Raw genomic sequence first — 26,053 nt, 5'->3', positions numbered from 1 at the left:
CCCGGAGGTCCTACGGGGGAGGATGCTTACCTCAAGAGGAGGCGCCGGATGGAACCGGAGGAGCTTCAGTGGGGCACGAAGACACCGTTCAAGGTGCTCGCCTGCGTGCCGTTCGTCGGGGCGCTGGGGTGGTTCGTCGTGGCCGGCGGCTGGTTCGAGCTGTGGCCGTTCCTGCTGTTCCTGGCCGCGATGGCGTACGTCTGGGGACGGGGCGGCGGCGCTCGTCTGACCGAGGACGAGCTCGTACTGCGCTATCCCATCGGCACCCGCCGGATTCCACGGGCCGAGGTCTCCTCCGCTCGGTTCACCTACAACGGCATGCGGATCCAGTTGCGCGATGGCTCCAAAGTCTTCGCCTTCCTCCAGCCGAAATGGACCTCTACGGAAATGAGCTCCGGGGCGATCCCCGGGCCCGGCAGCGCGGCGTACCGGATCACCGAATGGGCTGCGGGTCGGTGATCGGGGTGCGGCGGTTTGTTTGTGGGTGAGGGGTGGGCGACTATTGGGCGGCGTGGGGTGAGTGGGGTAGGGCGAGAGGGTTTGTTGATGGTGGGGTTTTGGGCGGTGGGGCGGCGGTGGATTCTGGCTGCCTGGCCTGCGGTGGTTGCTGCCCTGGTGGTGGGCGGCAGTCTCTGGCTCGCCGTGACGCCGTCGACGCAGAACCTCGACCTGACCGCCGCCGCGATGGGCGGTACGACGCTCGAGCAGGTTCGGCCGAGCGACACCGGTGACGTCGATCCCCGGTTGGGTGCGGCGGTCGACGCGATCCTGGCCCGCCGCGGCATCGCCGTACGGACCGGGGACGTGAACATGTTCCTCGCGGACGTCGCTCCCGAGTTGAGGGACGAGCAGCGGGTGCTGTTCCAGAATCTGCGCGCCGTCGGCATGGTCGTCACCTACCGCCGCGCTGAGCCGTGGACCGATCGGCCCGCGCTGCGGAAGTTCGGCCTCGCCACCGGCACGTTCCGGGTCAGCATGCGGTACCAGATCACCGACGCCAGGCTCGCCCAGACCGCAACAGACGTGGGTTACACCTACACAGTTCGCGAGAACAGGCTGTGGCTCGTCGCCGACGATCACCTCGACCGGGCGATCGGGTCCGGCCGGCAGCCCTGGGACTACGGCAAGATCGCCGTGGTCAAGCGGAAGAACATCCTCGTGATCGTCAACCAGGGCGGGGAACTGCTGGCGCAGAATCTGGCCGACCAGACGGTCCGGACGGCGAAGGCGGTCCGCAAGCTGTGGAAGGGCCATCTCCAGGTCGTCCCGGTCGTGGTCGCGATGCGCGAGCCGGACGTCCTGACCGAGCTGCCGCAGATGATCCCCGACGACGAACCGGCCCGGATCCAGGCGATGCCGAACCCGGCGGCGAACTCGCAGCCGGTCGGTGGCTACCTGGTGATCCGCCCGGCCGCGCTCAGGACGTTCGACTCCGCCAAGGAGACGCACGCGCTGGTCCACCTGCTCGCCGTACGGCTCGGTGATTCCGCGCCCCGCTGGCTGGCGGAGGGGATGGCCCGGTACGCCGAGAACCAGCAACTCGTCGCGGCCGGACGGGGTCCGGAGATCGCCGAGGCGCGGACCGAGATCAACAAGCGGGTGCTCGGTGACCTGACCCGGCTGCCCGCGGACGACGAGTTCTCGGCTACGGACAGTTACGACATCAGCTGGGTCGCGGTCGAGCACCTGATCAAGCAGATCGGCTTCAAACCGGTCACCGAGTACTACGTTCAGGTGGCCCGGCGGGGCTACAACCAGTTCGCCCAGGAGCGCCTGATGAAGGAGTACACCGGGTTCACCGAAGCGACCCTGGTGGAGTCCCTGCGAAGTCTCGCGGGCTGAGCAAGTACGCTTGCGCAGGCACCCCTTTCGAGTGCCTCGCCCGAATTCGCAGGGAACTCGAGGAGAAGACCGCGTGACTTCCCATCGTCCTGCGGTGGTCATAGTAATGGCCGCCGGTCAGGGGACCCGGATGAAATCCGCGACCCCGAAGGTGCTGCACGAGATCGGCGGGCGCAGCCTCGTCGGGCACGCGGTGGTTACCGCCCGTGCACTCGCGCCGGAGCATCTCGTCGTCGTGGTCGGTACCGGCCGGGAGCAGGTCGAGGCCCATCTGGCCGCGATCGACTCCGAGGTCCGCACCGCCGTCCAGGAGCAGCAGCTCGGCACCGGTGATGCCGTCCGGGCGGGGCTGACCGCAGTACCGGACGGCTTCGAAGGTGAAGTGATCGTCACGTCCGGCGACGTGCCGCTGCTGGAGGCGGAGACGCTGCAGGAGTTGGTCGCTGAGCACGACAAGAGCGGGAACGCGGTCACCGTGCTGACCGCGCGGGTGCCGGACCCGACCGGCTACGGCCGGATCATCCCGGCTGAGGACGGCAGCGTTGCCGGGATCGTGGAGCACAAGGACGCCAGCCCAGAGCAGCGCGAGATCGACGAGATCAACGCCGGCATCTACGTCTTCGACGCGGCCACCCTGCGCGACGGGCTGAGCCGGATCAGCACGGACAACGCTCAGGGCGAGCTGTACCTGACCGACGTACTCGCTATCGCGAAGGGCGACGGCAAGCGGGTCGGCGCGTTCGTCACCGAGGACGCGATGCAGACCGAGGGCGTGAACGACCGGGTCCAGCTGGCGACCCTCCGCGCCGAGCTGAACCGCCGCACGCTCGACACCCTGATGCGCTCCGGTGTCACGATCGTCGACCCGAACACGACCTGGGTGGACAGCACCGTCACACTGGCCATCGACGTCACCCTGCTGCCGAACACGCAGCTGCACGGTGCGACCACGGTCGCCACCGGCGCCACCATCGGCCCGGACACCACGCTGACCGACGTACAGGTCGGTGAGAACGCCTCGATCATCCGGACCCACGGCTCCGGCGCGGTCATCGGCGCGGGCGCCTCGGTCGGGCCGTTCGCCTACCTCAGGCCCGGTACGACGCTGGGCGTCAAGGGCAAGATCGGCACCTTCGTGGAGACCAAGAACGCGGCGATCGCCGACGGCGCCAAGGTCCCGCACCTGACGTACGCCGGGGACGCGACGATCGGGGAGGGCGCCAACATCGGCGCCGGCACGATCTTCGCCAACTACGACGGCATCAACAAGTTCCACAGCACCGTCGGGCGGTACTCGTTCGTCGGCAGCAACTCGGTGCTGGTCGCGCCCGCGTCGATCGCGGACGGCGCGTACGTCGCGGCCGGCTCCGCGGTCACGGACGCGATCGGGCCGGGCGAGATCGCCGTCGCGCGCGGTAAGCAGCGCAACATCCGCGGTTGGGTGGCCCGTAAGCGGGGCGGTACCAAGACCGCGAAGGCCGCCGAAGAAGCACAGGCAGCGCAAGAGGCAGCGCAATCCGACGTGCTGAGCGACACTGGCGAGAAGGCCCAACGGGAGGCGCGACCATGAGCGGCATGAAGCGGACCACCGAGAAGAACCTGATGGTGTTCTCCGGCCGGGCCCATCCCGGCCTGGCCGAGGAGGTCGTCGAGCAACTCGGCACCGGTCTGGTGCCGACGTCGGCGTACGACTTCGCCAACGGCGAGATCTACGTCCGGTTCGAGGAGTCGGTGCGGGGCTCGGACGCGTTCGTGATCCAGAGCCACACCTCGCCGATCAACGAGTGGATCATGGAGCAGCTGATCATGGTCGACGCGCTGAAGCGGGCGTCGGCCAAGCGGATCACGGTGGTGCTGCCGTTCTACGGGTACGCCCGGCAGGACAAGAAGCACCGCGGCCGCGAGCCGATCTCGGCCCGGCTGATGGCCGACCTGTTCAAGACCGCGGGCGCCAACCGGCTGATCTGCGTCGATCTGCACACCTCGCAGATCCAGGGCTTCTTCGACGGCCCGGTGGACCACCTGATGGCACTGCCGATCCTGTCCGACTACGTGCGGGAGAAGTACGGCGACCAGCAGCTCGCCGTCGTCTCCCCGGACGCCGGCCGGATCAAGGTGGCCGAGCAGTGGTCGGCCCGGCTGAACAACGCGCCGCTGGCCTTCATCCACAAGACCCGCGACATCGACCGGCCGAACGAGACGGTCGCCAACCGGGTCGTCGGTGAGGTCAAGGGCCGGGTCTGCATCCTGGTCGACGACATGATCGACACCGGCGGCACCATCTGCAAGGCGGCCGACGCCTTGATGGCCGACGGCGCCGCGGGCGTGGTGATCGCCGCGACGCACGCCATCCTGTCCGGCCCGGCGGTCGACCGGCTGAAGAACTGCCAGGCCAGCGAGGTGATCGTCACCAACACACTGCCGATCGCCGCCGAGCGCAAGTTCGACAAGCTGACCGAGCTGTCGATCGCTCCGCTGATCAGCCGCGCGATCCGTGAGGTCTTCGAGGACGGCTCGGTGACGAGCTTGTTCGAGGGGCGTGCCTGATTCGCGTCGCGGTCTTCCACCCGGGCGCGATGGGCTCCCAGCTCGCCGCGCAACTGGTGGTGGCTGGGCACGAGGTGCACTGGGTCCCCGAAGGGCGTAGTACGGCGTCGGTGCAGCGGGCCGAGGCGGCGGGATTGATCGGTACGCCGTTCGCCGAGGCAGTTGGATGGGCAGACGTCGTACTGTCCTCATGTGCGCCGCAAGGTGCTGTGGACATCGCTCGCAGGGTTGGCGAGGCGGGCTTCAAGGGCCTGTACGTAGAAGCGAATCCGCTTTCGCCGAGGTCGCTCGCTGCCGCTGTCGAGTCATTGCCTGACGTAACTTTCGTCGATGCGGGAGTGGTCGGCCCGCCACCGACCGGTGGACCTTCGCCGACGCACCTGATGTTGTCCGGTGCTGCGGCCTCGCAGGTCGCCGCGTTGTGGTCCGGGACAGCAGTGACGCCGATGGTCGTGGGCGACGAGCCGGGTGCCGCGAGCGCGGCCAAGTCGGCGTACGCGTTCTACAACAAGGGCAAGGCCGCCCTGGCTGTGCTTGCGTTCGAGTTGGCCGCGAAGCATGGAGTCACGGACGCCTTGGTGGCGCAGCAGATCCGCGCGGACGCCGGATCCTTGAAGGATCCTGGTCTGCCGGAGGGGCTGACCAGCGTCGCGTGGCGGTGGGGGCCGGAGTTCGACGAGCTGGCCGAGACTCTCGACGACGCCGGTCTGGAAGGCGACACTGCCCGCGCGCTCCGCCAGGTCTGGACCCGTTTGAGTCAGTAGGTCCGTTGGCCGTAGTCCCGCAGTACGAAGGGTGGCACCAGATCGATCACCCGGGTCATCGCTTCCAGCCGCGCGACCACGTCGGGGATGGTGAAGAGCCCGACGCCCCAGCTGACCATGGCGTTGCCGGCGAACTGCCACTCCAGGCCGGGGTTGTGCAGCATCCACTCCATCAATCGGGGATGCAGCACGGCCGAGGCGTAGCGCTGGTCGGCGCAGTTGATCCGGAACGCGTCGTTGAACGCCTGGCTCTCCAGTTCGATGTCCTGGCCGCCGAAGATCCGCCGGAACTTGGAGTCCATCGTCAACTGCAGCGGCGGCAGCGCGACCGGCAGATTGAGCGCGACGACGAAGACATGGTGGGTGGTCGTCGTGGTCTGGCCGTCGGGTCCGCTCGAGGTCGTCGTCGTGTACGTGTAGTCCAGCGCGCAGATGCCGCGACCGCGGAAGTCGCCGGCGAACATCTCGCCCGGCCTGCCGCGCTGGTAGATGCCGGCGGCGACCTGGGAGAGCCACTGGTTCGGCGCGGCCAGGTACCAACCGAGCTGTCCGGCGGCGTGGGCCCGGGCCTGCAGGAACGCGCGACGCTTCTTGGCCTGCCAGATCGCGAGCGCGATGACGGAGCCGAACAGTGCCACCGCGATGGCGCCGACGACGAGGAACCCCGAATACATGCCAGGAACCTAGCGGACGCGCCGGGCCACTTCCGGGTCGACGCGACCGTCGTTGAGGATCCGGCGAGGGCCTCCACCCCTACGACCTCCCGAAGCCTTGCGTCCGAAGAACCGTGGGGCAGGACCCTCGGTTCATCGGACGCAAGGGGGCAGATCAGGGTGGACGGTGAAGGTGGAGGCGGAAATGGCCGGGGACCGGATTTCCCGTCTGGGCTGGGTGGTGGGTAGACTGTTTTGGTTGCCTCGGCGAGGGACGCCCCCCGGACTAAGTCCTTCACTGGACCTGGCGGGCGCGGCTCCGTGATCGACGCGGTGGTTCGTTGCCTGACGCCTTTTCCGGAGTCAAGAAGCGCCCGCTGAGGCCAGCAACTGGTTCCACTGACAACAGATCACCGCAACGCACTTGAGGAGTTCATCTCGTGGCCGAGGTCAAGATCCAAGCCGAGTCGCGCACGGAGTTCGGCAAGGGTGCTGCCCGCCGAATCCGCCGGGACAACAAGGTGCCCGCCGTTCTCTACGGCCACGGCACGGACCCGGTGCACATCACGCTGCCCGGTCACGACACCATGCTGGCGCTGAAGACCGCCAACGCCCTGCTGCTGATCGAGGTCGAGGGCAGCGAAAGCCTGCTCGCGCTGCCGAAGCAGGTCCAGCGTGACCCGCTGAAGGGTCACATCGAGCACGTCGACCTGGTCATCGTGAAGCGCGGTGAGAAGGTCCAGGTCGAGATCCAGGTGCACGTCGAGGGCGACGCGGTCAGCGAGACCCTGGTCGTCGTCGAGAGCCAGACCATCCTGGTCGAGGCCGAGGCGACCCACATCCCCGACGGCGTCACCGTGTCGGTCGAAGGCCTGGACGCGGGTGACCAGATCCACGCGTCCGACCTCAAGCTGCCGGCCGGCACGACGCTGGCCATCGAGCCGGACACCCTGATCATCAACGTGACCGCGGCCCAGACCGCCGAGCAGGCCGACGCCGAGATGGCCGAGGCCGAGGCCGAGGCGGGCATCGAGCGCGACGAGCCGGTCGCCGCCGCCGTCGCCGAGTAGTTCGGGACTCATCTCAAGCGCAGAGCTTCAATCAGGAAGGCCGGGATTCGTGGCGGACGACGTGTGGTTGGTCGTCGGGCTGGGGAATCCCGGCCCTTCCTATGTCAAGACCCGGCACAACGTCGGCCAGATGGTCGCCGACGAGCTGGCCGCCCGGGTCGGTGGCGGCTGGAAACAGCACAAGCAGGCCAAGGCCGAGGTGGTGGAGGCCAGGATCAGCGGGATCCGCGCGATCCTGGCCAAGCCCCGGTCGTACATGAACGAGTCCGGCGGTCCGGTCTCCGGGCTGCTGAAGTTCTTCAAGGTGGAACCGGCCAACATGGTGGTGCTGCACGACGAGCTCGACATCGACTTCGGCGTCCTGCGGGCCAAGTACGGCGGTGGCGACAACGGCCACAACGGTCTCAAGTCGCTGCGGAAATCACTTGGCACCGGTGACTACTATCGGTTGCGGTTCGGGGTGGGCCGTCCACCCGGCCGGCAGAGCCCGGCAGACTTCGTGCTGAACGAGTTCTCCCCGGCCGAGCGCAAGGATCTCCCGTTCGCGGTCGATCGGAGCGCCGACGCGGTCGAATCTCTGCTCACGGACGGTCTCGAAGTAACCCAAGCGAAGTACAACTCCTGATGGACAACTCGTGAGGTCGGACAACTCGTGAAACTGGCCGGTCTGGTCGACACCCTGATCACCGATCCGGTGGTGGCGGAGGCCGTTCGTGATGCCCGTACCGAGGGCGTCACGACACTCGACCTGAGCGCTCCCGGCTCGATCCGCCCTGTCCTGATGGCGGCGCTCGCCGCGCACCAGGGCGCGGACAGGCCGGTGCTGGCGGTCACCGCCACGTTCCGTGAGGCCGAAGAGCTCACCGAGGCCCTGCAGTGCATGGTCGAGCCCGGCACGGTCGCCTACTACCCGGCCTGGGAGACGCTGCCGCACGAGCGGTTGTCGCCCCGATCGGACACGGTCGGCCGCCGCCTCGCCGTACTGCGCAGGCTCGCGCACCCGGATCCGTCCGACGAGACGACCGGCCCGATCAAGATCCTGGTCGCCCCGGTGCGATCCGTGCTCCAGCCGCAGGTCGCGGGGCTCGCGGACCTTCGCCCGGTGCAGTTGCATGTCGGTGACTCCGTGGACCTCGAAGACGTGGCCGCGCGGCTGTCCGGCGCGGCGTACAACCGGGTGGACCTGGTCGAGCGGCGCGGCGAGTTCGCAGTACGCGGCGGGATCATCGACGTTTTCCCTCCGACCGAGGAGCACCCGCTGCGGGTCGACTTCTTCGGTGACGACGTGGAAGAGATCCGGTACTTCGCGGTCGCGGACCAGCGGTCACTGGAGATCGCCCAGCACGGGCTGTGGGCACCTCCGTGTCGCGAACTGCTGCTGACCGACGAGGTGCGCTCCCGCGCCGCAGTACTGGCCAAGGAACACCCCGAGCTGTCGGAGCTGTTCGAGAAGCTCGCCGAAGGACACGCCGTCGAGGGGATGGAGTCGCTCGCGCCCGTCCTGGTCGACGACATGGAGTTGCTGGTCGATCTGATGCCGGCCGGGACGCACGTCGTGGTCAGCGACCCCGAGCGGGTCCGGGCCCGGGCGCACGACCTGGTCGCGACCAGTCAGGAGTTCCTTGAGGCGTCGTGGGCCGCGGCTGCCGGTGGTGGCGACGCGCCGATCGACCTGGGTGCCGCGGCGTACATGTCGCTGGCGGATGTCCGATCGCATGCGTTGAGCAAGGGCTTGGCCTGGTGGAGCATGTCGCCGTTCGCGGCGGCGCCGACCGACGCACCCGAGCTGCGCGACTCGATGGGGGAGCGGATCTCCCTCGACATCGACACGGACGCCGGTGCGGTCCGGAGCCGTCAGGTCGCGGCGCACGAGGTCGACCCGTACCGCGGCGAAACCGCTGCTGCCGTCGAGGATGTGCGCGCCTGGCTGCGTGACGGCTGGCGCGTCGTCTGCGTCACCGAGGGTCACGGTCCGGCTCAGCGGCTGGCCGAGGTGTTCTCCGAGGCGGAGCTGCCGGCGCGGACCGTCGAGGAGATCGACGGCGTGCCCGAGCCCGGCGTCGTACTGATCTCCCAGGGCGCCCTGGATCGCGGGTTCATTGCCGAGGGCATCAAGTTCGCGGTACTGACCGAGAACGACCTGGCCGGCCAGCGGAGTGCGGCCGAAAGGCGTTCCCAGCAACGGATGCCGAGCCGCCGGAAGAAGGCGGTCGACCCGCTGGAGCTGGCGCCCGGCGACTACGTCGTGCACGAGCAGCACGGCGTGGGCCGGTACGGCGAGATGCTGCAACGCACCGTCGGCACCGGCTCCCAGAAGGCCACTCGCGAGTACATCGTGATCGAGTTCGCGCCGAGCAAGCGCGGCCAACCCGGTGACCGGCTGTATGTGCCGACCGACCAGCTCGACCAGGTCACCCGGTACGTCGGCGGCGAGCAGCCCACGCTCGACAAGATGGGCGGCGGCGACTGGGCCAAGCGCAAGGGCCGTGCACGCAAGGCGGTTCGCCAGATCGCGGGCGAGCTGATCAAGCTGTACGCCGCGCGGCAGGCGACCAAGGGGCATGCCTTCTCCAAGGACACCCCCTGGCAGCGCGAGCTGGAGGACGCCTTCCCGTTCGTGGAGACGCCGGACCAGCTGGCCACCATCGACGACGTGAAGCGCGACATGGAGCGGGTCACGCCGATGGACCGGATCGTCTGTGGCGACGTCGGCTACGGCAAGACGGAGATCGCCGTCCGGGCGGCCTTCAAGGCGGTGCAGGACGGCAAGCAGGTCGCCATCCTGGTTCCCACCACGCTCCTCGTCCAGCAGCACTACGCGACCTTCGCCGAGCGGTACGCCGCGTTCCCGGTGAACGTGGCGCCGTTGTCGCGGTTCCAGACCGACAAGGAGGCCAAGGCCACCATCGAGGGGCTGGCCGACGGGTCGGTCGACGTGGTGATCGGGACGCACCGGCTGTTCAGCGGCGAGGTCGCGTTCAAGGACCTCGGACTGGTCGTGGTCGACGAGGAGCAGCGGTTCGGCGTCGAGCACAAGGAGCAGCTGAAGCAACTGCGGACGGCCGTCGACGTGCTGACGATGTCCGCGACCCCGATCCCGCGCACCCTGGAGATGTCGATCACCGGCATCCGGGAGATGTCGACGATCGCGACGCCGCCGGAAGAGCGGCACCCGGTACTGACCTTCGTCGGTGCTTACGAAGAGGGTCAGGTGACCGCGGCGATCCGGCGCGAGCTGCTGCGTGAGGGCCAGGTCTTCTTCGTCCACAACCGGGTCAACACGATCGAGAAGGCGGCCGCGCGGATCCGCCAGCTGGTCCCGGAGGCCCGGGTCAGCGTGGCGCACGGGCAGATGCCGGAGCACCAACTGGAACAGGTCATCCAGGGCTTCTGGGAGAAGGAGTCCGACGTCATCGTCTGTACGACGATCGTCGAGTCCGGGATCGACATCTCGAACGCGAACACCCTGATCGTCGAGCGCTCCGACCTGCTCGGGCTCTCGCAGCTGCACCAGCTTCGCGGCCGGGTCGGGCGAGGACGCGAGCGGGCGTACGCGTACTTCTTCTTCCCACCGGAGAAGCCGCTCACCGAGACCGCGCACGACCGGCTCGCCACCATCGCGCAGCACGCCGACCTCGGTGCCGGTATGCAGGTTGCGATGAAGGACCTGGAGATCCGTGGCGCGGGCAACCTGCTGGGCGGCGAGCAGTCCGGCCACATCGCCGACGTCGGGTTCGATCTGTACGTCCGGCTGGTCGGCGAGGCGGTCGCGGAGTACCGGGGTGACACCCAGGCCGACGAGCCCGAGGTCAAGATCGAGCTGCCGATCGACGCACACCTTCCGCACGACTACGTGCCGTCACAGCGGCTGCGGCTGGAGATGTACCAGCGGCTGGCCGCCGTACGGGATGCGGACGGGATCGCGGAGCTGGTCGAAGAGCTGCACGACCGGTACGGCGACATCCCACAGCCGGTGCTGAACCTGATCGAGGTGGCGAAGTTCCGCAACCACGCCCGTACTGCGGGGCTGCAGGACGTCACTCTGCAGGGCAATCTGATCCGGTTCGGACCGGTCGACCTGCCCGATTCGAAGGTGCTGCGGCTGAACAGGCTGTACCCGAAGAGTCTGGTCAAGGCGCAACTGCGTACGATCCTGGTGCCAAGACCTGCCACCCGGCCGGTCGCCGGTCAGCCGCTCCGCGACCAGGAGCTGCTGCGGTGGTGTACCAGACTGATCGACGATGTGATCGCCGAGCCCGTAGGGCCACCGGCCTGATGAGTTCCAGCTGGAGGAGAGTCCGTTGAGCAGAAACCTCGTCAAGGTGACGGGCGCACTGGCCTCGGTCGTGCTGCTGGGCGGTTGTGCCGCGGGTACCCACCCGGGCGCGGCGGCCAAGGTGGGCAAGACCGAGATCTCGGTGACCGACGTCGACGAGACCTCCCGCTCGGTGAGCAAGGCACTCGCGCAGCCGTTCACCACCGGCCTGGCGCTCGGTGAACTGGTGAACAGCGCGCTGGTCGAGCAGATCACGGAGCAGCGGTCGATCGCGGTCACCGACGCCGAGGTCGCCGAGGCGATGAAGGCGGTCGTGCCGGACCAGACGACGTACGACCGGTTCGCCAAGGACCCGGTCGCGAACACCTTCCTGCACGACGTCGCCGAGGCCGTGATCGGCACGATCAAGCTCGGCGGCGGCACCGGCGTCAAGGACCCGAACGTCCAGCAGGCCCAGCAGGCCGGCCAGGGCATCGTCAAGGACGCGGCGAAGAACATCACCGTGGACATCGCGCCGCGGTTCGGCAAGTGGACCGACGGCACGATCGACGGCAAGGTCTCCGGCTCGCTCTCGACGCTGTCCAAGCAGACCGAGGCCGGCAACAAGCCGGCCGACCCGCAGCAGCAGGATCCCAACCAGCAGCCGCAGGACCCGAACCAGCCGCAACCGAGCCAGCCGCAACCGCAGGGCTGATCGCTTTCCCGTGAACGGTTCGATCAAGGTCGTACTCACCAGCCCGCGAGTGGCGCCAGGTCTGCTCACCCGCACCGCCTGGCAAGCCTTCGACGACGCCGGCCCCATCCTCGCCGCCTCCGGAAGGCCAACAGGCGGCGAGGCGGTCCCTCCCGGTACGCCGGTTGGCGACGGGGGCGCGGATGGCTCCTCGGCTGATGGCGGGGCGACTCGGGTGCTGGCTGAGCGGCCTGATGTGCAGGCGTTGGTGGGCTCTGGGTATGCCGTCGAGCTGGTCGACGGAGATGCTGTCGACCACTGGACCCGGCTGACGGCCGCGGCTGCTTCCGGTGCAGACGTGGCCTGGCTGGTCGGCGACGACGGCGAACCGGGGCTCCTCCGCCTGATCGCGGACGCACTGCACGGCGCCGCCGAGACGGGCCCACGCCCGGAGTACGAGGTGGAGATCCTGCACGGCTCGTACGACGTACCGGGCGCCCGCTTGATCGACCTCGTCCGCGTCATGGACCGCCTCCGCCGCAACTGCCCCTGGGACCAGGAACAAACCCACGAGACCCTGGCGAAGTACCTCCTCGAGGAAACCTACGAAACCCTCGAAGCAATCGACTCGGGCGACCGCGACCACCTCCGCGAAGAACTCGGCGACCTCCTCCTCCAGGTCGTCTTCCACTCCCGAGTCGCCGAAGACTCAGGCGACGAAGGCTTCTCCATCGACGACGTCTCCGCCGGCATCGTAGAAAAACTGATCCGCCGCCACCCCCACGTCTTCGGCGATGACACTTCCGCTGACCTCGCGACGGTCGAGGCCAACTGGGAGACCATCAAAGCCGCGGAGAAGCAACGCAGTTCGGTCCTGGAGGGTATTCCGCTGGCCTTGCCTGCCCTCGCGTTGGCGGACAAGGTGCTCTCCCGGTCAGCCAAGATACTGCCGCAGGAGGCGGAGAGTGGCGCCCTACAGGCCCTGACAGACGATCACGAGCGCTTCGGGGCAGAACTGCTAGCCCTGGTGCGGCGTACCCAGGCCGCAGGCGTAGACGCCGAGCAGGCCCCTCCGCGACGCTACCCGCCGCCTGGCGGACGAGATTCGGATCATTGAAAGCAAAGACTGAGAGTTGACTGGAAACGGCCGCCGGCCTGGAGTTGTTCACTCCGGGCCGGCGGCCGTTGCTTCAGGAGGCACGCACGGTACTGCGTTACGCTCCTCAGATCTTGGAGGTTGCCTCCAGCATCTCTGCCGTGCTATGTGTGCAGAGGCCGTAGACCAGCGGCATCTCGCCATCGAACGAAATATCGAGAATCGACGCGTCCCGACTCTCGACCACCTTGGCGTGATGGGTTTCCGGTACAAAGCCGATCCACGAATACGACGTCGTTTGCTCCGGGAAAGGCTGCCCATCTCCCGGCACGGTGAGATGGACATTGATCATCGTCAACGCTTCCGTCACCGGCTGTCCGTTAGTAATTCCGATAACACTGTGCGCCTGCCAAACCTGCACAAAGTCAGGCACGAAAGAGTCCTTGAACTCACTTGCCGCTGACAATTTTTCGTCGACCAATCGATGAATATGGGCTGTCAACCACGAAGGCAGTTCGCCGGTCATCGAGCCGGCTACGAGGTCTGAAATGTCAGTAACGCCACGCAGGCGCACTGTTGGCGAGCTGAGTACCCCAGGATGGGTGCGATTCTCGGCGGCGTCGCGTACGCAGGCTAGAACCTGCCGTACTCCGTCCGCTTCGCGAGTGATCGTCAGTGCGAGCACCGGTTCAAACGCGCTCAGTGGCTCCGCAAAGCCAGGAATGAGCTTCAAGTCGTCCAGCCATTGGCGGGGAAGGCGCTTGAGGTCGTACTCAACACCAGTCGTGTTCATCAATCCTTCTCAATTTCTAGGTCGTTGAGGACAGAGAAAAACCAGTCCTCAGTCTGGGTCCGTGCCGTTCTTAGAAAATTGTTGAGCCTGACGGTCGGATTCCGGAGATCCTGCTGGCCGAAGGCGAGGCTGCCGGCAGCCTCGAGGTTGGTCTCGAGTATGCCGACCCACGGCGGTCCTTCCTGGTCCCCTCCGATGCTCCCCGGCGCGCTATTTTCGCGCCGACGCCTGGCGATTTCCTCCTCGTGGGCCTGAGGTGACAGGTCGAGGTGGAATAGGCGGGGTAAGACCGGCATCAGCCGGTCGTCGTTCTGACCCTTCTCAACAATCCACAGCGATTCCGGTAGTTCGACCGGCTGGAATGCTTCGACGGGTACGTCCGCGCCGAACTCATCCAGAAGACCGTGTCTTGCAGCGCGGATAAAGGCTTCCGGGGTGACGATCGCCCTTTTGTCGCTGGTGATGAACTTGCGTTGTGCTGCCCCGGCGGTCGACGTCGATCGCGGGCCTTGTTCGCCCGTTCCTTCCAGATCCTCATCCGAGATGTGAGTACTGAAAAGCTGGTACGAGCCGGACTTCGGATCCCGAGGCAGAAGAATCCTCCGCGCTAGCGGGCGACCACTCTGCGACGCGTAGCCGTGAATGAGGACGAGCGACACGCCGAAGCCGAAGCGACTCTTCTGACCGCTCCTGGCGGCGGCCCGCTCGTCGTCGACTCCTAGGTGGAAATAGCTGGACAGCCGATGTAGTGCAGTTGGAGTGTCGCCTGTCTTCTGGCGGTCCTGGCCGACAACGACCACGGCCTTCAGATGGGTCAGTGGCTCCTTGCCGGACTGCAGTTCGGACACATGGTCGTCGATCACTTGGATGAAGGACGTATCGCTCGACACGGTGACAGGGATCGACTCCGTGGACTCCGGCCGGACATTGGGCATGATCGGCCAGGCGGCACATTGGGTGCCGCCCTCTGCAGTGGCGACGACCACAAAGGACTGCCGCACATGGTCTGACTCGTAGAGCTTGATCTCAGATCCGATCGGGCCTTCGTCCGGGCGAAGCCTGCCGCCCGATGCCAAGGCCTCGAAGATCCGCGTGATCTGGTTCTGAACAGCCCAAGTCGTTGCTTTGGGGTCGGCGGGGCCGCGGAGCTGCTGCTGCCGCGCGTGAGTTGGAAAAACGATGGTGACGGTGGGAGGCAGATCGATGAGCGCCTTCTCGAGGAGCCCGAGGATGTCGAACTCGTCGGCGGCGACGATGACCAATTTGTCGAGTCCGGGCGCGCTGACGAGTTCGCGGAGACGCGCATCTCGAGTGGTTGCGTACCGCACCCGGGTTGACGACTGGAACTGGCCTCGCGTGAGTTCCTCCAACTCGGGAAGGTTCAGCACCTCGCCGAGCCTTGGCGCGAGTTCAAGGGTCAGGTCCTGGGCCCCGCCCTCTAGTCGGTTGATGACGTATCTGCTCACGCTGACGCGATCGCCGAGACGCGCCTGGCTCATTCCGCTCGCGACACGAGCTTCGCGAATCAGTGCGGCGATGTGCACTCTTGTGCTGGTCGGCTCACTGCCCCGCTCACCAGCTTCGCCGATTGCGGCTGTCACGCTGCCTCCCCTCCCCGTATTGCTTGACTTTCGCGCCGCTGAGCTGACCCTAGGGGACTGATTTGGGTGTGTGCAAGACGCCACACGGCAGATTTGTCAAGACGCAACGCAGCCGTGTCCGAGAGTCTCACCGACAACTGATGGCCATGCGTGCAAATTCGTGCGCTCATAGTTCAATCATGCGCTTAACTGTGCGGACTGTGCAAGCATGTGCGCACACGTGTTGACCAAGGCTGCACACCCGCTTACTCTGAGATTGGGTGACATGACGTAAAGAGGCGGCCCGGGTGCAACCGGACCGCCTCACATCACCGAACTAGCCCCCCGACTTAGGTCAAGTGAAGGGTCGATCCGATGATGACTCAGAAGCGTAGCCGATCGCGTGCTGCTCGCAACACAGCGTGCCCATCCCGTTACTCAGGATTCGGCCGCTGTCTCGTTCACTTGCTGTCTCCCGCCGTGCTGTCCGGGGGAGGTGGGACCTCATGAGCCGGGGGCGCCGGCCGCGGCGCCGAGTGATTCGGCGGAGGCGCTTGGGCGTCGGTCGGCGCGGATCGCTTCGCCGCCGCAGGAGGAGCGGCACGCAGCGGATCTGGGTGGCCGGCGTGGTTGTCGCCGTAGTGCTTGCCCTGGCGGCGGCCTCGGCTGCCGTTTGGTTGGTGAAGCATCGGCTGCAGCCGGAGTCCGGGCTCGGTGGGACGGTTTTCTACACCGCGCAGACGGCGAACGAGGGAGGCGTCGAGATCGGCGGATCGCTTGAGGTGATGTTGAAGGTGGCCGGGTTGGCTCATCAGTCGGTGAAGCTGGTTCGGATCGATGGGGACGGGGCGGTGACGTCCAGCTTGGTCGACATGACGCCGAGGCTCGATGACAAGGCGGACGGGGAACCGCTGAAGGTGCGTCAGCGCGCCGATGATGCGATCGAGCGGACCATCGGGAGGATTCAGGCCACCTTGAACGGGTCGAGCTCGAAGTACGCCGGGCAGACGCTCTTCAACGGACTCTCGAGGATCCAGGTTGACACCTCCAAGCCCGTGTTCATCTACTCGTCGGGTCTGGACACTTCGAACCCGGTGGACTTCCGGAAGCTTGCCTTCGATGTGTCACCGAAGATGTTGGCCGACGATCTGCGATCGGCCGGGGAACTCCCTTCCATGCCGCGAGCGGCGGTGACATTCGTGATCACGCCTTCGAGCGGGCAACAGCAGGCACTGCGGCGGCCGCAAATGGTCTATCGCGAGGCCGTCTGGGACACGTTGCTCCGGGCGGCCGGGGCAGCGAGCGTCCACTTCGAGTATCCGGACGGTCTGCCGTCGCAGTCGACCAAGGTGGCGCCCGTCGTACCGGTCCCGCCCCCGATCGGTACGCCGGTGCCGGTGCGGAGCTCGGCCCCTGGGGAGAAGACCTGCACCCTCAGCGCGGGCACGTACTTCGAGGCGGACAAGGCGGTTCTGCTCAACCGCCAGGCGACCCTGGCGGCGCTGAAGCCCTGCGTCGCGAAGATCCGCCCCACCACCAGAGTCACTGTTGAGGGCCACACCTCGTCGGTGGCGAAGAAATCCAATAACCCGGTGGCCGTCGCGCTCAGCACGCAGCGAGCCCAGGTCGTCGCCGGCGTTCTCGAACAGCTGGGAGTTAGCCGTAACCAGTTGACGGTCAAGGGCTACGGCAATGCGAACCAGCCGTTCCCGGACCCCAGCGACCCCAGGAACCGCTCTGTGGTCGTCCGCTTCAAGAGTGCCAGTTGAGTAGGAGAAGGCCATGACCGTTCCAGCGACCTCGCTGCCAGACAGTGGAGACCAGACCGGCCGAAACCAGAGTTGTCCTCCGCCTCACTACACCCGCCGCGAGGCGGTCAGAGCGGGGCTCTGTACGAAGAAGGTCTATACCTTGGCGCTGACCTATTACGACTATGTAGTGCGAAACCATCTGGCAAGCGATACTCCGCGCGAGCGGTGGGAGCCGCAAGATGTCGTCGGTTGCCAGCTCAGTGCGGACTTCGTGCAAGACGGGCGCGAACTGCTCGCTGAGCGGCTGGAGGAGGATGTCGACCCAGCGCTCGACGACATCGAGGGATTGTGTATCGGCGTCTCCACCGCGATCGACACCATCGAGAAGCGGCCCGGAGACCTGAGCACGCCCGAGACCAACAAGGTGTACGGCGGCCGGTCTGCCGTGAGTCGTGTCAGCGAGCTGACCGACCGCGTGGAGACCGAACGTGCCATGGGCCATCGGCATCACGACCGGGCACCGCGCTGGTTGCGAGTGATTTCGGTGTGGGCTCCGTGGGCCGAGGCCATGGGGTTCCTCGCCTTCCTCACCTACTACCTCAATGTGCCGATCCTGTCTCCTTGGCAGGACTGGATGGGGTGGACCTTCTCCCTGATCCTGGTCGTGTACATCATCCTCGGCCAGACCTGGTTGGTCGATCACGCCGCTCGTGCGCACAATCACTGTCGTGAGGCCCAGGCAGATGGTCAGAAGCATTCTGCCGAGACCAGTCGGCGCCAGCGTCTCGGCTACCTGTTGGTGACCGGCGGGATCGCGGGCGGGATCACCGCTGCATTGATCGAGCGCGGCCTCGATGCTCTCGGCAATGCCCAGCCGGCGATCACGGCCGTGATGATAGTGCTCGCACTCACGACTGGGCTGTTGATGCCGACTCTGACCTTCCTGGGTAAGGCCCTGGACGGCAGCAAGGTCTCGCGGGAGCGGGACGCACTCTCGCGAGATCTCGACGCGGATCTGGACTGGCACGACGAACTGGTCGACCAGGTCGAGCTGGACCTTGCCGCGGCGAGGAACATCGACCACGAGTTGGTCGAGAAGGTTGTACCGGCCATCCGCAGTGAGGTGCAAGATCTCGTCAACGAGGCACACGTTCCCTACGACTTCCTGCGGCTTCAGATCGGTGGCTTGTCCGGCAGTCACACGGTGCCTTCGACAGCGGTCGCTACGACTGACCCAGCGGGGTCGATCAGTAATGGGATCCCGGGTGCCGATGCGATCAGCCTGCAGCCGGTAGTCGATCGCAACGCCCGTCTAGCGGCACTCCGGGGACGCATAGCGGACCTGGACAAGCGCTTCCGCGCCTTGTCTGCGCACCCCTGGGATCACTCTCGGAGCGAACGCACTCTCGACCGGTGAGGCCGACCACGGGGAAGGGTTTGGCCCCCCGCTCTCAGCCCGGCATTGTCCAGGCTCTCCTCGGGTAGCTAGTACCGGTCGGCGATTGTGCGTCGACCGGTACTAGCGCGAAGCCACTCCGCGCAGCAGCCACCAGTTGTTCCATCTGCAAAGTCCCCCGCCAGTCCGGCCGCATCGCCAGCTGCTGGAGCGGAGCCTGCTCGACCAGAAGGTCCACTGGTCCGTCGCGGTCGAGGCGGAAGGCTGGGAGTTGCTGGTCCAATTCGTCCGGCTCGGAATCGGCCCGGCCGTGGTCAACGGCTCGGTCCGTACGCCGACCGCCGTACGGACCGTTCCTGTCAGAGACCTGCCGCCGGTGCGTTACTACGCGATCACCCGGCGGAACCATCCCGCTGACAACCGGCTCGACATCCTGCGGGGTCTGCTGAAACGCTTCGTAGTATGAGTCGGGAGAGTCGTCAACTGTCGCGTCTGCTCAGGCATACCGCGGGGGAGCGCGGCCTGGCGATGACCCCCGACGGCTGGGCCTCGATCGACGACGTCTGCGTGCTGCTGGCGATGGGCCGCGTCGAACTCGACCGTGCCGTCGAGGAGAACGACAAATCCCGCCTACAGGTCCACGCAGACCGGATCCGTGCCTGCCAGGGTCATTCCGCCGAGGGGATGCCGGTCACGTGTGAAGCCTTGGAGAACAGTTGGCGACGGGTCGCGCCGCCCGATTTGCTCTGGCACGGCACGAACCTGGCCGCACTGGACGCGATCCTGCAGGAGGGGCTGCGGGCGGGTCGGCGTACGCACGTGCATCTTGCACCCGCCAGAAACAGCCACGTGGGCAGGAGATCCGCCGTAGACGTGTTGCTCGGCATCGATCCCGGCAAGCTCGGCCAGCCGGTCTTCGAAGCGCCGAACGGCGTGCTGCTGACCAGATTCGTTCCCGCGATCGCCATCCGCGTTGTGGAAAAGGCTGACGCGGTCCACTGGGGTGGGTGGTCTGGCGGCTAGGCTCGGGGCTGACATCAGGTGTGAACAGAGGAGTAGATGTGGCCACCATCGAGGCCGTCGGCGCTCGCGAGATTCTTGACTCGCGCGGCAACCCCACTGTCGAGGTCGAGGTTCTGCTCGACGACGACACCGTAGCCCGGGCGGCGGTGCCCTCCGGCGCGTCCACCGGCCAGTTCGAGGCCGTCGAGCTGCGCGACGGGGACAAGTCCCGCTACGGCGGCAAGGGCGTCCAGAAGGCCATCACGGCCATCCTGGAGGACATCGACAAGGAGATCGTCGGGTACGACGTCCACGAGCAGCGGCTGATCGACCAGGCCATGCTCGACCTGGACGGCACTCCGAACAAGGCCAAGCTGGGCGCGAACGCCATCCTCGGCGTCAGCCTCGCGGTGGCCAAGGCGGCCGCGGAGAGCGCCGGCCTGGACCTGTACCGCTACGTCGGCGGCCCGAACGCGCACGTGCTCCCGGTCCCGATGATGAACATCCTCAACGGCGGCTCGCACGCGGACAGCAATGTCGACGTGCAGGAGTTCATGATCGCCCCGATCGGTGCGGCGACGTACTCCGAGGCGCTGATGCAGGGTGCCGGCGTCTACCACGCCCTGAAGGCGGTGCTGAAGGAGCGCGGCCTGTCCACCGGCCTCGGCGACGAGGGCGGCTTCGCCCCGAACCTGCCGAGCAACCGCGACGCGCTCGACCTGATCCTGGTCGCGATCGAGAAGGCCGGCCTGCAGCCGGGCAAGGACATCGCGCTGGCCATGGACGTGGCAGCGAGCGAGTTCCACACCGACGGCGTGTACGCGTTCGAGGGCGGCAAGAAGTCGTCCGACGAGATGATCGCGTACTACGCGGACCTGGTGGCGTCGTACCCGATCGTCTCGATCGAGGACCCGCTGAACGAGGAGGACTGGTCCGGCTGGATCAGCCTGTCCGGTCAGCTCGGTGACAAGATCCAGATCGTCGGCGACGACCTGTTCGTCACCAACGTCGAGCGGCTGCAGCGCGGCATCAACGAGAAGGCGGCGAACTCGCTGCTGGTCAAGGTGAACCAGATCGGCTCGCTGACCGAGACGCTGGACGCCGTCGACCTCGCCCACCGCAACGGCTTCACCTGCATGATGAGCCACCGCTCCGGCGAGACCGAGGACACCACCATCGCCGACCTCGCGGTCGCGACCAACTGTGGCCAGATCAAGTCCGGTGCTCCGGCCCGGTCGGACCGGACGGCGAAGTACAACCAGCTGCTCCGGATCGAGGAAGAGCTCGACGACGCGGCCCGGTACGCCGGTCGCTCGGCGTTCCCGCGCTTCAAGGGCTGACCGGGCTAAGGTTCTTGGAATGTCCTCCCGCCGGGATCCAGGTGCACGGCCAGGCTCGCGACCCGCGAGTCGTAGCCAGTCGCGTCCACCTGCCCGCCGGGACGGCAACCAGCCCAAACGCCGTACGACGGGGACCCCGGCCGGCCCGGTCCGGACCCGGGGTTCCCGCAATCTCACCGGCCGGGCAGCCGTGGTGCTGCTCGTGCTCGGTGCGCTGGTCGTGTCGTACGCGCAGAGCCTGCGGGTGTGGTTCGACCAGCACCAGCAGATCAGTGCGCTGCAGCAGGAGATCCGGGACCGCGAGAAGCGGGTCAACCAGCTGGACGACGAGATCGCCCGCTGGGACGACAACGCGTACGTCCGGGCCCAGGCCAGGCAGCGGCTCGGCTGGGTGATGCCCGGTGAGGTCGGCTACCGGGTGATCGGTGCCGACGGCAAGCCCGTCGGTGCGCCGCCGGAGCCTGCCGGGCCGGTCGATCCGGCCGCGGATACGCAGGACCCGACCTGGTACACGAAGCTCTGGGGCAGCGTGGAGGGCGCCGGCAAGCCCGTCAAGCCGGCCGCCCCACCACCGGCCAAGCCCACCCCGAAACCCATCCTGACTCCCAAGGCCAATCGGTGACATCAGACAGTTCGAGCCAGGTCGGCGCAACTGACCAGGCCCGCGGTGAGTGCCCAGCTGGGCCGGACCGCTCGCGGCATCCGTTCGATCGCGCATCGGTGCTCCTGCGGGCTGCCCGATGTCGTCGAGACCGAGCCGAGGCTGCCGGACGGTACGCCGTTCCCGACCACGTTCTACATCACCTGCCCGCGACTCGCGTCCGCCATCGGCACGCTCGAGGCCGGCGGGATGATGAAGGAGATGACCGAGCGCCTCGGCACCGACGAGGAGCTCGCCAAGGGTTATCAAGCGGCGCACGAGTCGTACCTCGCGCACCGCGAGTCGATCGAGCACGTCGCCGAGATCGACGGCATCACCGCCGGCGGAATGCCCACGCGGGTCAAGTGTCTGCATGTGCTCATCGGTCACTCGCTCGCCGTCGGTCCGGGGATCAACCCCCTCGGCGATGAGGCGCTGGCAGCACTGTCGGACTGGGGCCGCCGCGGACCGTGTGTAGCTGCGGCCGGCTCGTCCGAGCTGACCGGCGAGCAGGCGAGTACCGCGGCGGGAGCCGTCAGCGGCCTCGATGACTGAGCCTCTTCGAGTCGCGGCGATCGATTGCGGGACGAACTCGATCCGCCTGCTGATCGCCGACTACGCCGATGGGCAGTTGACCGATGTCGACCGCCAGATGCGGGTCGTCCGGCTCGGCCAGGGGGTCGACTCGTCCGGGGCGTTCGCACCTGAAGCCTTGCAGCGGACCTTCGCCGCGGCCTCGGAGTACGCGGCACTCATCCGTACTGCGGAAGTCGCGCGGATCCGGTTCGTCGCGACCTCGGCCGCTCGCGACGTGAGCAATCGCGACGCCTTCTTCGCCGGGATCAAGGCCCGGCTGGGGGTCGAGCCCGAGATCATCTCCGGCGCCGAGGAAGCCCAGCTGAGTTTCACCGGCGCGACCGGGGGACTGGCGGAAGTCGACGTACCGGGGCCCTATCTGGTCGCGGATATCGGCGGTGGTTCGACCGAACTCGTACTGGGCGACGCGTCGGGAGTGATCGCGGCGGAGTCCCTCGACATGGGGTCGGTGCGGATGACCGAGCGGTATCTGGGCTCGGATCCGGCATCGATCGAGGAGATGGCAGCCGCGACCAGAGAGGTCGACGCGCTGCTTGAATCGACCTCGGTGCCGCTGTCGCAGGCACGCAGTCTGGTCGGTGTGGCCGGGACCGTCACCACGGTCGCCGCGGTCGCTTTGCAGCTCACGGAGTACGACCCCGGCGCGATCCACCACGCGCGGATCTCGGCGCCGCTGCTGCTCGACACGACCTCATGGCTGATGGGGTCGACCCGCGCCGCACGATCCGAAGTAGCGGCAATCCACCCGGGCCGGGTGGACGTGATCGGGGCCGGAGCGCTCATCCTGCAACGGCTGCACGACCGGCTGGCCGACAACCTCGTGTACGACGAGTTGCTGGTCTCCGAGCACGATATCCTCGACGGCGTAGCGCTGGCCCTTGCGAGCGAGTCGCGCTAGCCCCTGCGAGCGAGCGGCTCTAGCTCTTTGCGGGCGAGCAGGGCGAAGCTGTTCGGTAGGCGGCCTTGCCAAGCGGCTGCTTGATGGCCGTCACCGGGACGCCAGAACGGCTCGGCGTACTCCGTCAGGCGCGGGGGCGGAGGCCGTCCAGGGCCAGTTGCAGGACCCGGGTGCGTTGGTCCTCGTCGACGAAGCCGGCGCCGGTCAGACCACTGACCATCCGGAGCACATCGTCGAAGAGGGCGTCGGTGCGGATCACGCCGGCTTCCTGGGCGCGGTCGAACAGCGGCTGGCCGGCGCCGTACATCGCCTCGCGGGCCGCGCTGAACGTCTCGGAGTCGCGGTTCAGCTCCTCGTAGATCGCCCGCTTGGTGGCGGCGTACTCGACGAAGCGCCGCAGCCAGGTCTCCAATGCCTGCCATGGCGGCAGGCCGGCAACCTGGACGGCAGCTGTGCACAATTCCTCGATCTCACCCAGGTAGACGCTGTCGAACAGGTCCTGGCGGGTCGGGAAGTTGCGGTAGAGGGTGCCGATGCCGACCCCGGCGCGGCGCGCGATGTCCTCCAGGGACGCGCCGGTGCCGTGCTCGGCGAAGGCGTCCCGGGCAGCCGACAGCAGGGCGTCGAAGTTGCGCCGGGCATCAGCCCGCTGCGGCCGCCGTACCGCCACTCCGAGGCTCGAACGCGGGTTCTGTGTCACCTCATCCACCCTATCGGCGTTCCTCTCACTAGAAACGGAGGCATACCTCCGCTATAGTGGAGGCACGCCTCGACTTTACCAGGTCGGGTCTTCCCGCACCGCCCTACGGCGGCGCGCTCACCACCCTTTCGAAGGACTTCGGCATGCCCAGAATCAGGCATCGAAAGACGACCTCACCACGGCTGACGCTGGCTGTGCTGGCGACCGTCGTCGCTGCTTTCTCAATGCTGCAGTCGCTGGTGACCCCAGCGCTGCCTCTCATCCAGCACGACCTGCACACCACCCCAGCCGCGATCACCTGGGTGTTCACCGGCCTGCTGCTGTCGGTCTCGGTGGCGACGCCGCTGCTCGGCCGGATCGGCGACATGGTCGGCAAGGAACGCACCCTGCTGATCGGGCTGATCGCCCTCGCGGTCGGCTGTCTGATCGCGGCGGTCGCGCCCAACATCGGCGTACTGATCGCGGCCCGAGTCGTCCAAGGGCTCGGCGGCGCGGTGTTCCCGCTGTCGTTCGGCATCATCCGGGACGAGTTCCCCGCCGAGCGGGTGCCGTCCGTGGTCGGCGTGGTGTCGGCCGTCATCGCGGCCGGCGGTGGGCTGGGAATCGTGCTGGCCGGGCCGATCGTGGAAGCGCTCGGCTGGCGCTGGCTGTTCTGGATCCCGATGGTCATCGTCACGCTCGCCGCGGGGATGGTGCGTCGCTACATCCCCGAGTCGCCGAACCGGGTGCCCGGCCGGATCGACTGGCTGGCCGCCGCTTTGCTGTCAGGTTGGCTGATCGCGCTCCTGCTGCCGCTGAGTTCCGGGCGGTCCTGGGGCTGGGGCTCGGCCCGGACCATCGGTCTGTTCGTACTGGCCGTCGTCCTGCTGGCCGGCTGGATCACCGTCGAACTGCGCTCGCGGAACCCGCTGATCGACATGCGCATGATGCGGTTACCGGCAGTCTGGACGACGAACCTGGTGGCGTTGCTGTTCGGTGCGGCCATGTTCGCGGTCTACGCGTTCGTGCCGCAGTTCATGCAGATCCCCACCGTCGCGGGATTCGGTTTCGGTTCGAGCGTGTCGCAGGCGGGTCTGCTGATGTTGCCGATGCTGGTCACGATGGCCGTCACCGGTTCGTTGAGTGGGCCGCTCGCGCCTCGCTTCAGCGCCAAGGCTCAGGTGGTCTGGGGGTCGGCGCTGAGTCTGGTTGCCTCACTCGCGTTCGCGGAGTTCCACGACGAGCCGTGGCAGGTCGCGATCTCGACGGCGGTCTTCGGTATCGGGCTCGGCATGGCGTACGCGTCGATGACCAGTCTGATCGTTCAGAACGTGCCCCGCGAGCAGACCGGCGCAGCCACCGGCATGAACGCCAACATCCGCACCATCGGCGGATCGATCGGCACGGCCGTGGCCAGTTCGATCATCACCAGCCATCTCCAACCCTCCGGTCTCCCTGCCGAGTCCGGCTTCACCGACACCTTCCTTCTCCTGGCCGGCTTCTCCGCGGTCGCGGTTCTGCTGGCCCTGGCCATCCCTGCCGCTCGCCGTACCAAGTACGCCGCACCGGACCCACTCCTGGAGGAGCTCGTCAGCTGACCCTTTGCCTAGTCTGAGGGGATGAAGCTGCCGCACCCGCTGACAGGGGAGTTGTTCGAGAGCCCGGTGCCGCCGGGGACAGGGTGGCCTGAGGACCCGGCAGGCCGCGGTACGCCGGTCGCCGGCGATCCCGCTGAGGTGCTGACGCTCGCGCAGACGGACGACCTGGCTGAACTCGACGCCAGGGTGTCCGTCTGCCGCGCTTGTCCCCGGTTGGTGGAGTGGCGGGAAGACATTGCCTTGAGCAAGCGAAAGTCCTTCGCCGGCCAGCCGTACTGGGGCCGGCCGATCGCGGGCTGGGGCTCACCGGCGCCTCGGGTTCTGATCGCCGGGCTGGCACCCGCCGCGAACGGCGGCAACCGGACGGGCCGGGTGTTCACCGGTGACCGTTCGGGCGATTGGTTGTTCGCATCGCTTTACCGGGTTGGGCTTGCGTCGCAGCCGACCAGCGAGCATGCGGGGGATGGGTTGCAGTTGCTCGGCGCTCGGATGATGGCGGCGGTGCGGTGCGCGCCTCCCGCCAACAAGCCGACGCCGGAGGAGCGCGACAACTGTTCTCCTTGGTTCCATGCGGAGCTGGAGCTCGTCCTGCCGTCGACGCGGGCGATCGTCTGCCTCGGCAAGTTCGGCTTCGACGTACTGCTGAACGCTCTGCAGGCGGTCGGCGGCGAGGTCCCGCGCCCACGCCCGAAGTTCGGCCACGCCGTCGAGTACTCGATCCCAGGCCCGTACGGCGAGGTGGTGGTCCTCGGTTGCTTCCACCCCAGTCAGCAAAACACCTTCACCGGCAAACTGACCGAACCCATGCTCGACGCCGTGATGACCCGAGCCCGCACCCTCGGCGGTCTGTGAGCATGC

The 26,053-nt window shown here is 67.3% G+C and carries 24 protein-coding genes; 20 read left to right on the top strand and 4 right to left on the bottom strand.

Annotation, left to right across the window (positions count from 1 at the left end):
- Nucleotides 1-48: 48 nt before the first annotated feature.
- The 5 genes from F1D05_RS12875 to F1D05_RS12855 all read left to right on the top strand — a co-directional run bounded on the left by F1D05_RS12875 (nucleotide 49) and on the right by F1D05_RS12855 (nucleotide 5,153).
- The gene (locus tag F1D05_RS12875) at nucleotides 49-459 is read left to right on the top strand and encodes a PH domain-containing protein (protein ID WP_185447913.1); all 411 of its coding nucleotides are present in this window, start codon (nucleotides 49-51) and stop codon (nucleotides 457-459) included.
- Between the two features lie 87 nt (nucleotides 460-546).
- Complete coding sequence (locus F1D05_RS12870; protein ID WP_246486646.1) at nucleotides 547-1,842, top strand: DUF1570 domain-containing protein; 1,296 nt, start codon at nucleotides 547-549, stop codon at nucleotides 1,840-1,842.
- Nucleotides 1,843-1,915: 73 nt separating this feature from the next.
- The gene (gene glmU, locus F1D05_RS12865; protein ID WP_185447911.1) at nucleotides 1,916-3,412 is read left to right on the top strand and encodes a bifunctional UDP-N-acetylglucosamine diphosphorylase/glucosamine-1-phosphate N-acetyltransferase GlmU; all 1,497 of its coding nucleotides are present in this window, start codon (nucleotides 1,916-1,918) and stop codon (nucleotides 3,410-3,412) included.
- On the top strand, nucleotides 3,409-4,389 hold the full coding sequence (locus F1D05_RS12860; RefSeq protein ID WP_185447909.1) for a ribose-phosphate diphosphokinase: 981 nt from the start codon (nucleotides 3,409-3,411) through the stop codon (nucleotides 4,387-4,389). Before glmU ends, F1D05_RS12860 begins: the two co-directional genes overlap by 4 nt.
- Nucleotides 4,390-4,418: 29 nt before the next feature.
- Nucleotides 4,419-5,153 (top strand): DUF1932 domain-containing protein, encoded by a 735-nt coding sequence (locus F1D05_RS12855; protein WP_246486644.1) that lies wholly within the window; start codon nucleotides 4,419-4,421, stop codon nucleotides 5,151-5,153.
- Here F1D05_RS12855 and F1D05_RS12850 read toward each other — a convergent pair.
- Entirely contained in the window at nucleotides 5,147-5,827 is a 681-nt protein-coding gene (locus F1D05_RS12850) for a hypothetical protein (RefSeq protein ID WP_185447907.1), read from the bottom strand. The genes F1D05_RS12855 and F1D05_RS12850 overlap by 7 nt on opposite strands.
- 419 nt (nucleotides 5,828-6,246) lie before the next feature.
- On the opposite strand from F1D05_RS12850, the gene F1D05_RS12845 reads away from it, so the two are divergent.
- Genes F1D05_RS12845 through F1D05_RS42960 form a run of 5 tightly spaced genes read left to right on the top strand, consistent with a single transcriptional unit; the run spans nucleotide 6,247 to nucleotide 12,942 of the window.
- Nucleotides 6,247-6,876 (top strand): 50S ribosomal protein L25/general stress protein Ctc, encoded by a 630-nt coding sequence (locus F1D05_RS12845; RefSeq protein ID WP_185447905.1) that lies wholly within the window; start codon nucleotides 6,247-6,249, stop codon nucleotides 6,874-6,876.
- A 49-nt stretch (nucleotides 6,877-6,925) separates the two neighbouring features.
- Nucleotides 6,926-7,501, top strand: coding sequence for an aminoacyl-tRNA hydrolase (pth, locus tag F1D05_RS12840; protein WP_185447903.1), 576 nt, complete (start codon nucleotides 6,926-6,928; stop codon nucleotides 7,499-7,501).
- Between the two features lie 27 nt (nucleotides 7,502-7,528).
- The gene (gene mfd / locus F1D05_RS12835; RefSeq protein WP_185447901.1) at nucleotides 7,529-11,152 is read left to right on the top strand and encodes a transcription-repair coupling factor; all 3,624 of its coding nucleotides are present in this window, start codon (nucleotides 7,529-7,531) and stop codon (nucleotides 11,150-11,152) included.
- Between the two features lie 25 nt (nucleotides 11,153-11,177).
- Nucleotides 11,178-11,846 carry a SurA N-terminal domain-containing protein gene (locus tag F1D05_RS12830; RefSeq protein WP_185447899.1) on the top strand — a complete coding sequence of 223 codons (669 nt, stop codon included), beginning with the start codon at nucleotides 11,178-11,180 and terminating at the stop codon, nucleotides 11,844-11,846.
- A gap of 10 nt (nucleotides 11,847-11,856) precedes the next feature.
- Nucleotides 11,857-12,942, top strand: coding sequence for a MazG family protein (locus tag F1D05_RS42960; RefSeq protein WP_246486643.1), 1,086 nt, complete (start codon nucleotides 11,857-11,859; stop codon nucleotides 12,940-12,942).
- Nucleotides 12,943-13,048: 106 nt separating this feature from the next.
- Here F1D05_RS42960 and F1D05_RS12820 read toward each other — a convergent pair whose 3' ends face one another.
- On the bottom strand, nucleotides 13,049-13,714 hold the full coding sequence (locus F1D05_RS12820) for a hypothetical protein (RefSeq protein WP_185447897.1): 666 nt from the start codon (nucleotides 13,712-13,714) through the stop codon (nucleotides 13,049-13,051).
- Nucleotides 13,714-15,315, bottom strand: coding sequence for a helix-turn-helix transcriptional regulator (locus F1D05_RS12815; RefSeq protein ID WP_185447895.1), 1,602 nt, complete (start codon nucleotides 15,313-15,315; stop codon nucleotides 13,714-13,716). Before F1D05_RS12815 ends, F1D05_RS12820 begins: the two co-directional genes overlap by 1 nt.
- A gap of 605 nt (nucleotides 15,316-15,920) precedes the next feature.
- Between F1D05_RS12815 and F1D05_RS12810 the strand changes: the two genes are divergently transcribed.
- The 8 genes from F1D05_RS12810 (at nucleotide 15,921) to F1D05_RS12775 (ending at nucleotide 22,918) form a co-directional block, all read left to right on the top strand.
- On the top strand, nucleotides 15,921-17,063 hold the full coding sequence (locus F1D05_RS12810; RefSeq protein ID WP_185447893.1) for an OmpA family protein: 1,143 nt from the start codon (nucleotides 15,921-15,923) through the stop codon (nucleotides 17,061-17,063).
- A 13-nt stretch (nucleotides 17,064-17,076) separates the two neighbouring features.
- Nucleotides 17,077-18,462 (top strand): hypothetical protein, encoded by a 1,386-nt coding sequence (locus F1D05_RS12805; protein ID WP_185447892.1) that lies wholly within the window; start codon nucleotides 17,077-17,079, stop codon nucleotides 18,460-18,462.
- 136 nt (nucleotides 18,463-18,598) lie between these two features.
- Complete coding sequence (locus F1D05_RS12800) at nucleotides 18,599-18,907, top strand: LysR substrate-binding domain-containing protein (protein ID WP_185447891.1); 309 nt, start codon at nucleotides 18,599-18,601, stop codon at nucleotides 18,905-18,907.
- On the top strand, nucleotides 18,904-19,464 hold the full coding sequence (locus F1D05_RS12795; protein ID WP_185447890.1) for an RNA 2'-phosphotransferase: 561 nt from the start codon (nucleotides 18,904-18,906) through the stop codon (nucleotides 19,462-19,464). Before F1D05_RS12800 ends, F1D05_RS12795 begins: the two co-directional genes overlap by 4 nt.
- Before the next feature lie 38 nt (nucleotides 19,465-19,502).
- On the top strand, nucleotides 19,503-20,783 hold the full coding sequence (gene eno, locus F1D05_RS12790; RefSeq protein WP_185447889.1) for a phosphopyruvate hydratase: 1,281 nt from the start codon (nucleotides 19,503-19,505) through the stop codon (nucleotides 20,781-20,783).
- 19 nt (nucleotides 20,784-20,802) lie between these two features.
- Nucleotides 20,803-21,405, top strand: coding sequence for an FtsB family cell division protein (locus F1D05_RS12785; RefSeq protein WP_185447888.1), 603 nt, complete (start codon nucleotides 20,803-20,805; stop codon nucleotides 21,403-21,405).
- Nucleotides 21,406-21,435: 30 nt separating this feature from the next.
- Nucleotides 21,436-21,978: a DUF501 domain-containing protein gene (locus tag F1D05_RS12780; RefSeq protein ID WP_185449136.1), complete on the top strand. Its 543-nt coding sequence runs from the start codon at nucleotides 21,436-21,438 to the stop codon at nucleotides 21,976-21,978.
- Nucleotides 21,971-22,918, top strand: coding sequence for a Ppx/GppA phosphatase family protein (locus tag F1D05_RS12775; protein WP_185447887.1), 948 nt, complete (start codon nucleotides 21,971-21,973; stop codon nucleotides 22,916-22,918). Before F1D05_RS12780 ends, F1D05_RS12775 begins: the two co-directional genes overlap by 8 nt.
- A 124-nt stretch (nucleotides 22,919-23,042) precedes the next feature.
- Here the strand turns inward: F1D05_RS12775 and F1D05_RS12770 are convergent, their stop codons facing one another.
- Nucleotides 23,043-23,618 carry a TetR/AcrR family transcriptional regulator gene (locus F1D05_RS12770; protein ID WP_185447886.1) on the bottom strand — a complete coding sequence of 192 codons (576 nt, stop codon included), beginning with the start codon at nucleotides 23,616-23,618 and terminating at the stop codon, nucleotides 23,043-23,045.
- 143 nt (nucleotides 23,619-23,761) lie between these two features.
- Between F1D05_RS12770 and F1D05_RS12765 the strand changes: the two genes are divergently transcribed.
- Together F1D05_RS12765 and F1D05_RS12760 are read left to right on the top strand one after the other, a co-directional pair.
- Nucleotides 23,762-25,195: an MFS transporter gene (locus F1D05_RS12765; protein WP_185447885.1), complete on the top strand. Its 1,434-nt coding sequence runs from the start codon at nucleotides 23,762-23,764 to the stop codon at nucleotides 25,193-25,195.
- Between the two features lie 21 nt (nucleotides 25,196-25,216).
- Nucleotides 25,217-26,047, top strand: a complete 831-nt coding sequence (locus F1D05_RS12760; protein WP_185447884.1) for a uracil-DNA glycosylase — start codon at nucleotides 25,217-25,219, stop codon at nucleotides 26,045-26,047.
- Nucleotides 26,048-26,053: the final 6 nt, after the last annotated feature.

The sequence above is a fragment of the Kribbella qitaiheensis genome (assembly GCF_014217565.1).
GTDB lineage: Bacteria > Actinomycetota > Actinomycetes > Propionibacteriales > Kribbellaceae > Kribbella > Kribbella qitaiheensis_A.
The sequence above is the reverse complement of the archived record's forward strand: the minus strand, read 5'-3'. Positions and strand labels throughout refer to the sequence as shown.

What these genes read in the sequence shown, in the direction of transcription:
- F1D05_RS12820 (WP_185447897.1), bottom strand. Translation starts at nt 13,714, where the DNA reads ATGAACACGACTGGTGTTGAGTACGACCTCAAGCGCCTTCCCCGCCAA.
- F1D05_RS12775 (WP_185447887.1), top strand. Translation starts at nt 21,971, where the DNA reads ATGACTGAGCCTCTTCGAGTCGCGGCGATCGATTGCGGGACGAACTCG.
- F1D05_RS12855 (WP_246486644.1), top strand. Translation starts at nt 4,419, where the DNA reads ATGGGCTCCCAGCTCGCCGCGCAACTGGTGGTGGCTGGGCACGAGGTG.
- F1D05_RS12870 (WP_246486646.1), top strand. Translation starts at nt 547, where the DNA reads ATGGTGGGGTTTTGGGCGGTGGGGCGGCGGTGGATTCTGGCTGCCTGG.
- F1D05_RS12795 (WP_185447890.1), top strand. Translation starts at nt 18,904, where the DNA reads ATGAGTCGGGAGAGTCGTCAACTGTCGCGTCTGCTCAGGCATACCGCG.
- F1D05_RS12875 (WP_185447913.1), top strand. Translation starts at nt 49, where the DNA reads ATGGAACCGGAGGAGCTTCAGTGGGGCACGAAGACACCGTTCAAGGTG.
- F1D05_RS12785 (WP_185447888.1), top strand. Translation starts at nt 20,803, where the DNA reads ATGTCCTCCCGCCGGGATCCAGGTGCACGGCCAGGCTCGCGACCCGCG.
- F1D05_RS12860 (WP_185447909.1), top strand. Translation starts at nt 3,409, where the DNA reads ATGAGCGGCATGAAGCGGACCACCGAGAAGAACCTGATGGTGTTCTCC.
- F1D05_RS12760 (WP_185447884.1), top strand. Translation starts at nt 25,217, where the DNA reads ATGAAGCTGCCGCACCCGCTGACAGGGGAGTTGTTCGAGAGCCCGGTG.
- F1D05_RS12850 (WP_185447907.1), bottom strand. Translation starts at nt 5,827, where the DNA reads ATGTATTCGGGGTTCCTCGTCGTCGGCGCCATCGCGGTGGCACTGTTC.
- F1D05_RS12765 (WP_185447885.1), top strand. Translation starts at nt 23,762, where the DNA reads ATGCCCAGAATCAGGCATCGAAAGACGACCTCACCACGGCTGACGCTG.
- F1D05_RS12805 (WP_185447892.1), top strand. Translation starts at nt 17,077, where the DNA reads ATGACCGTTCCAGCGACCTCGCTGCCAGACAGTGGAGACCAGACCGGC.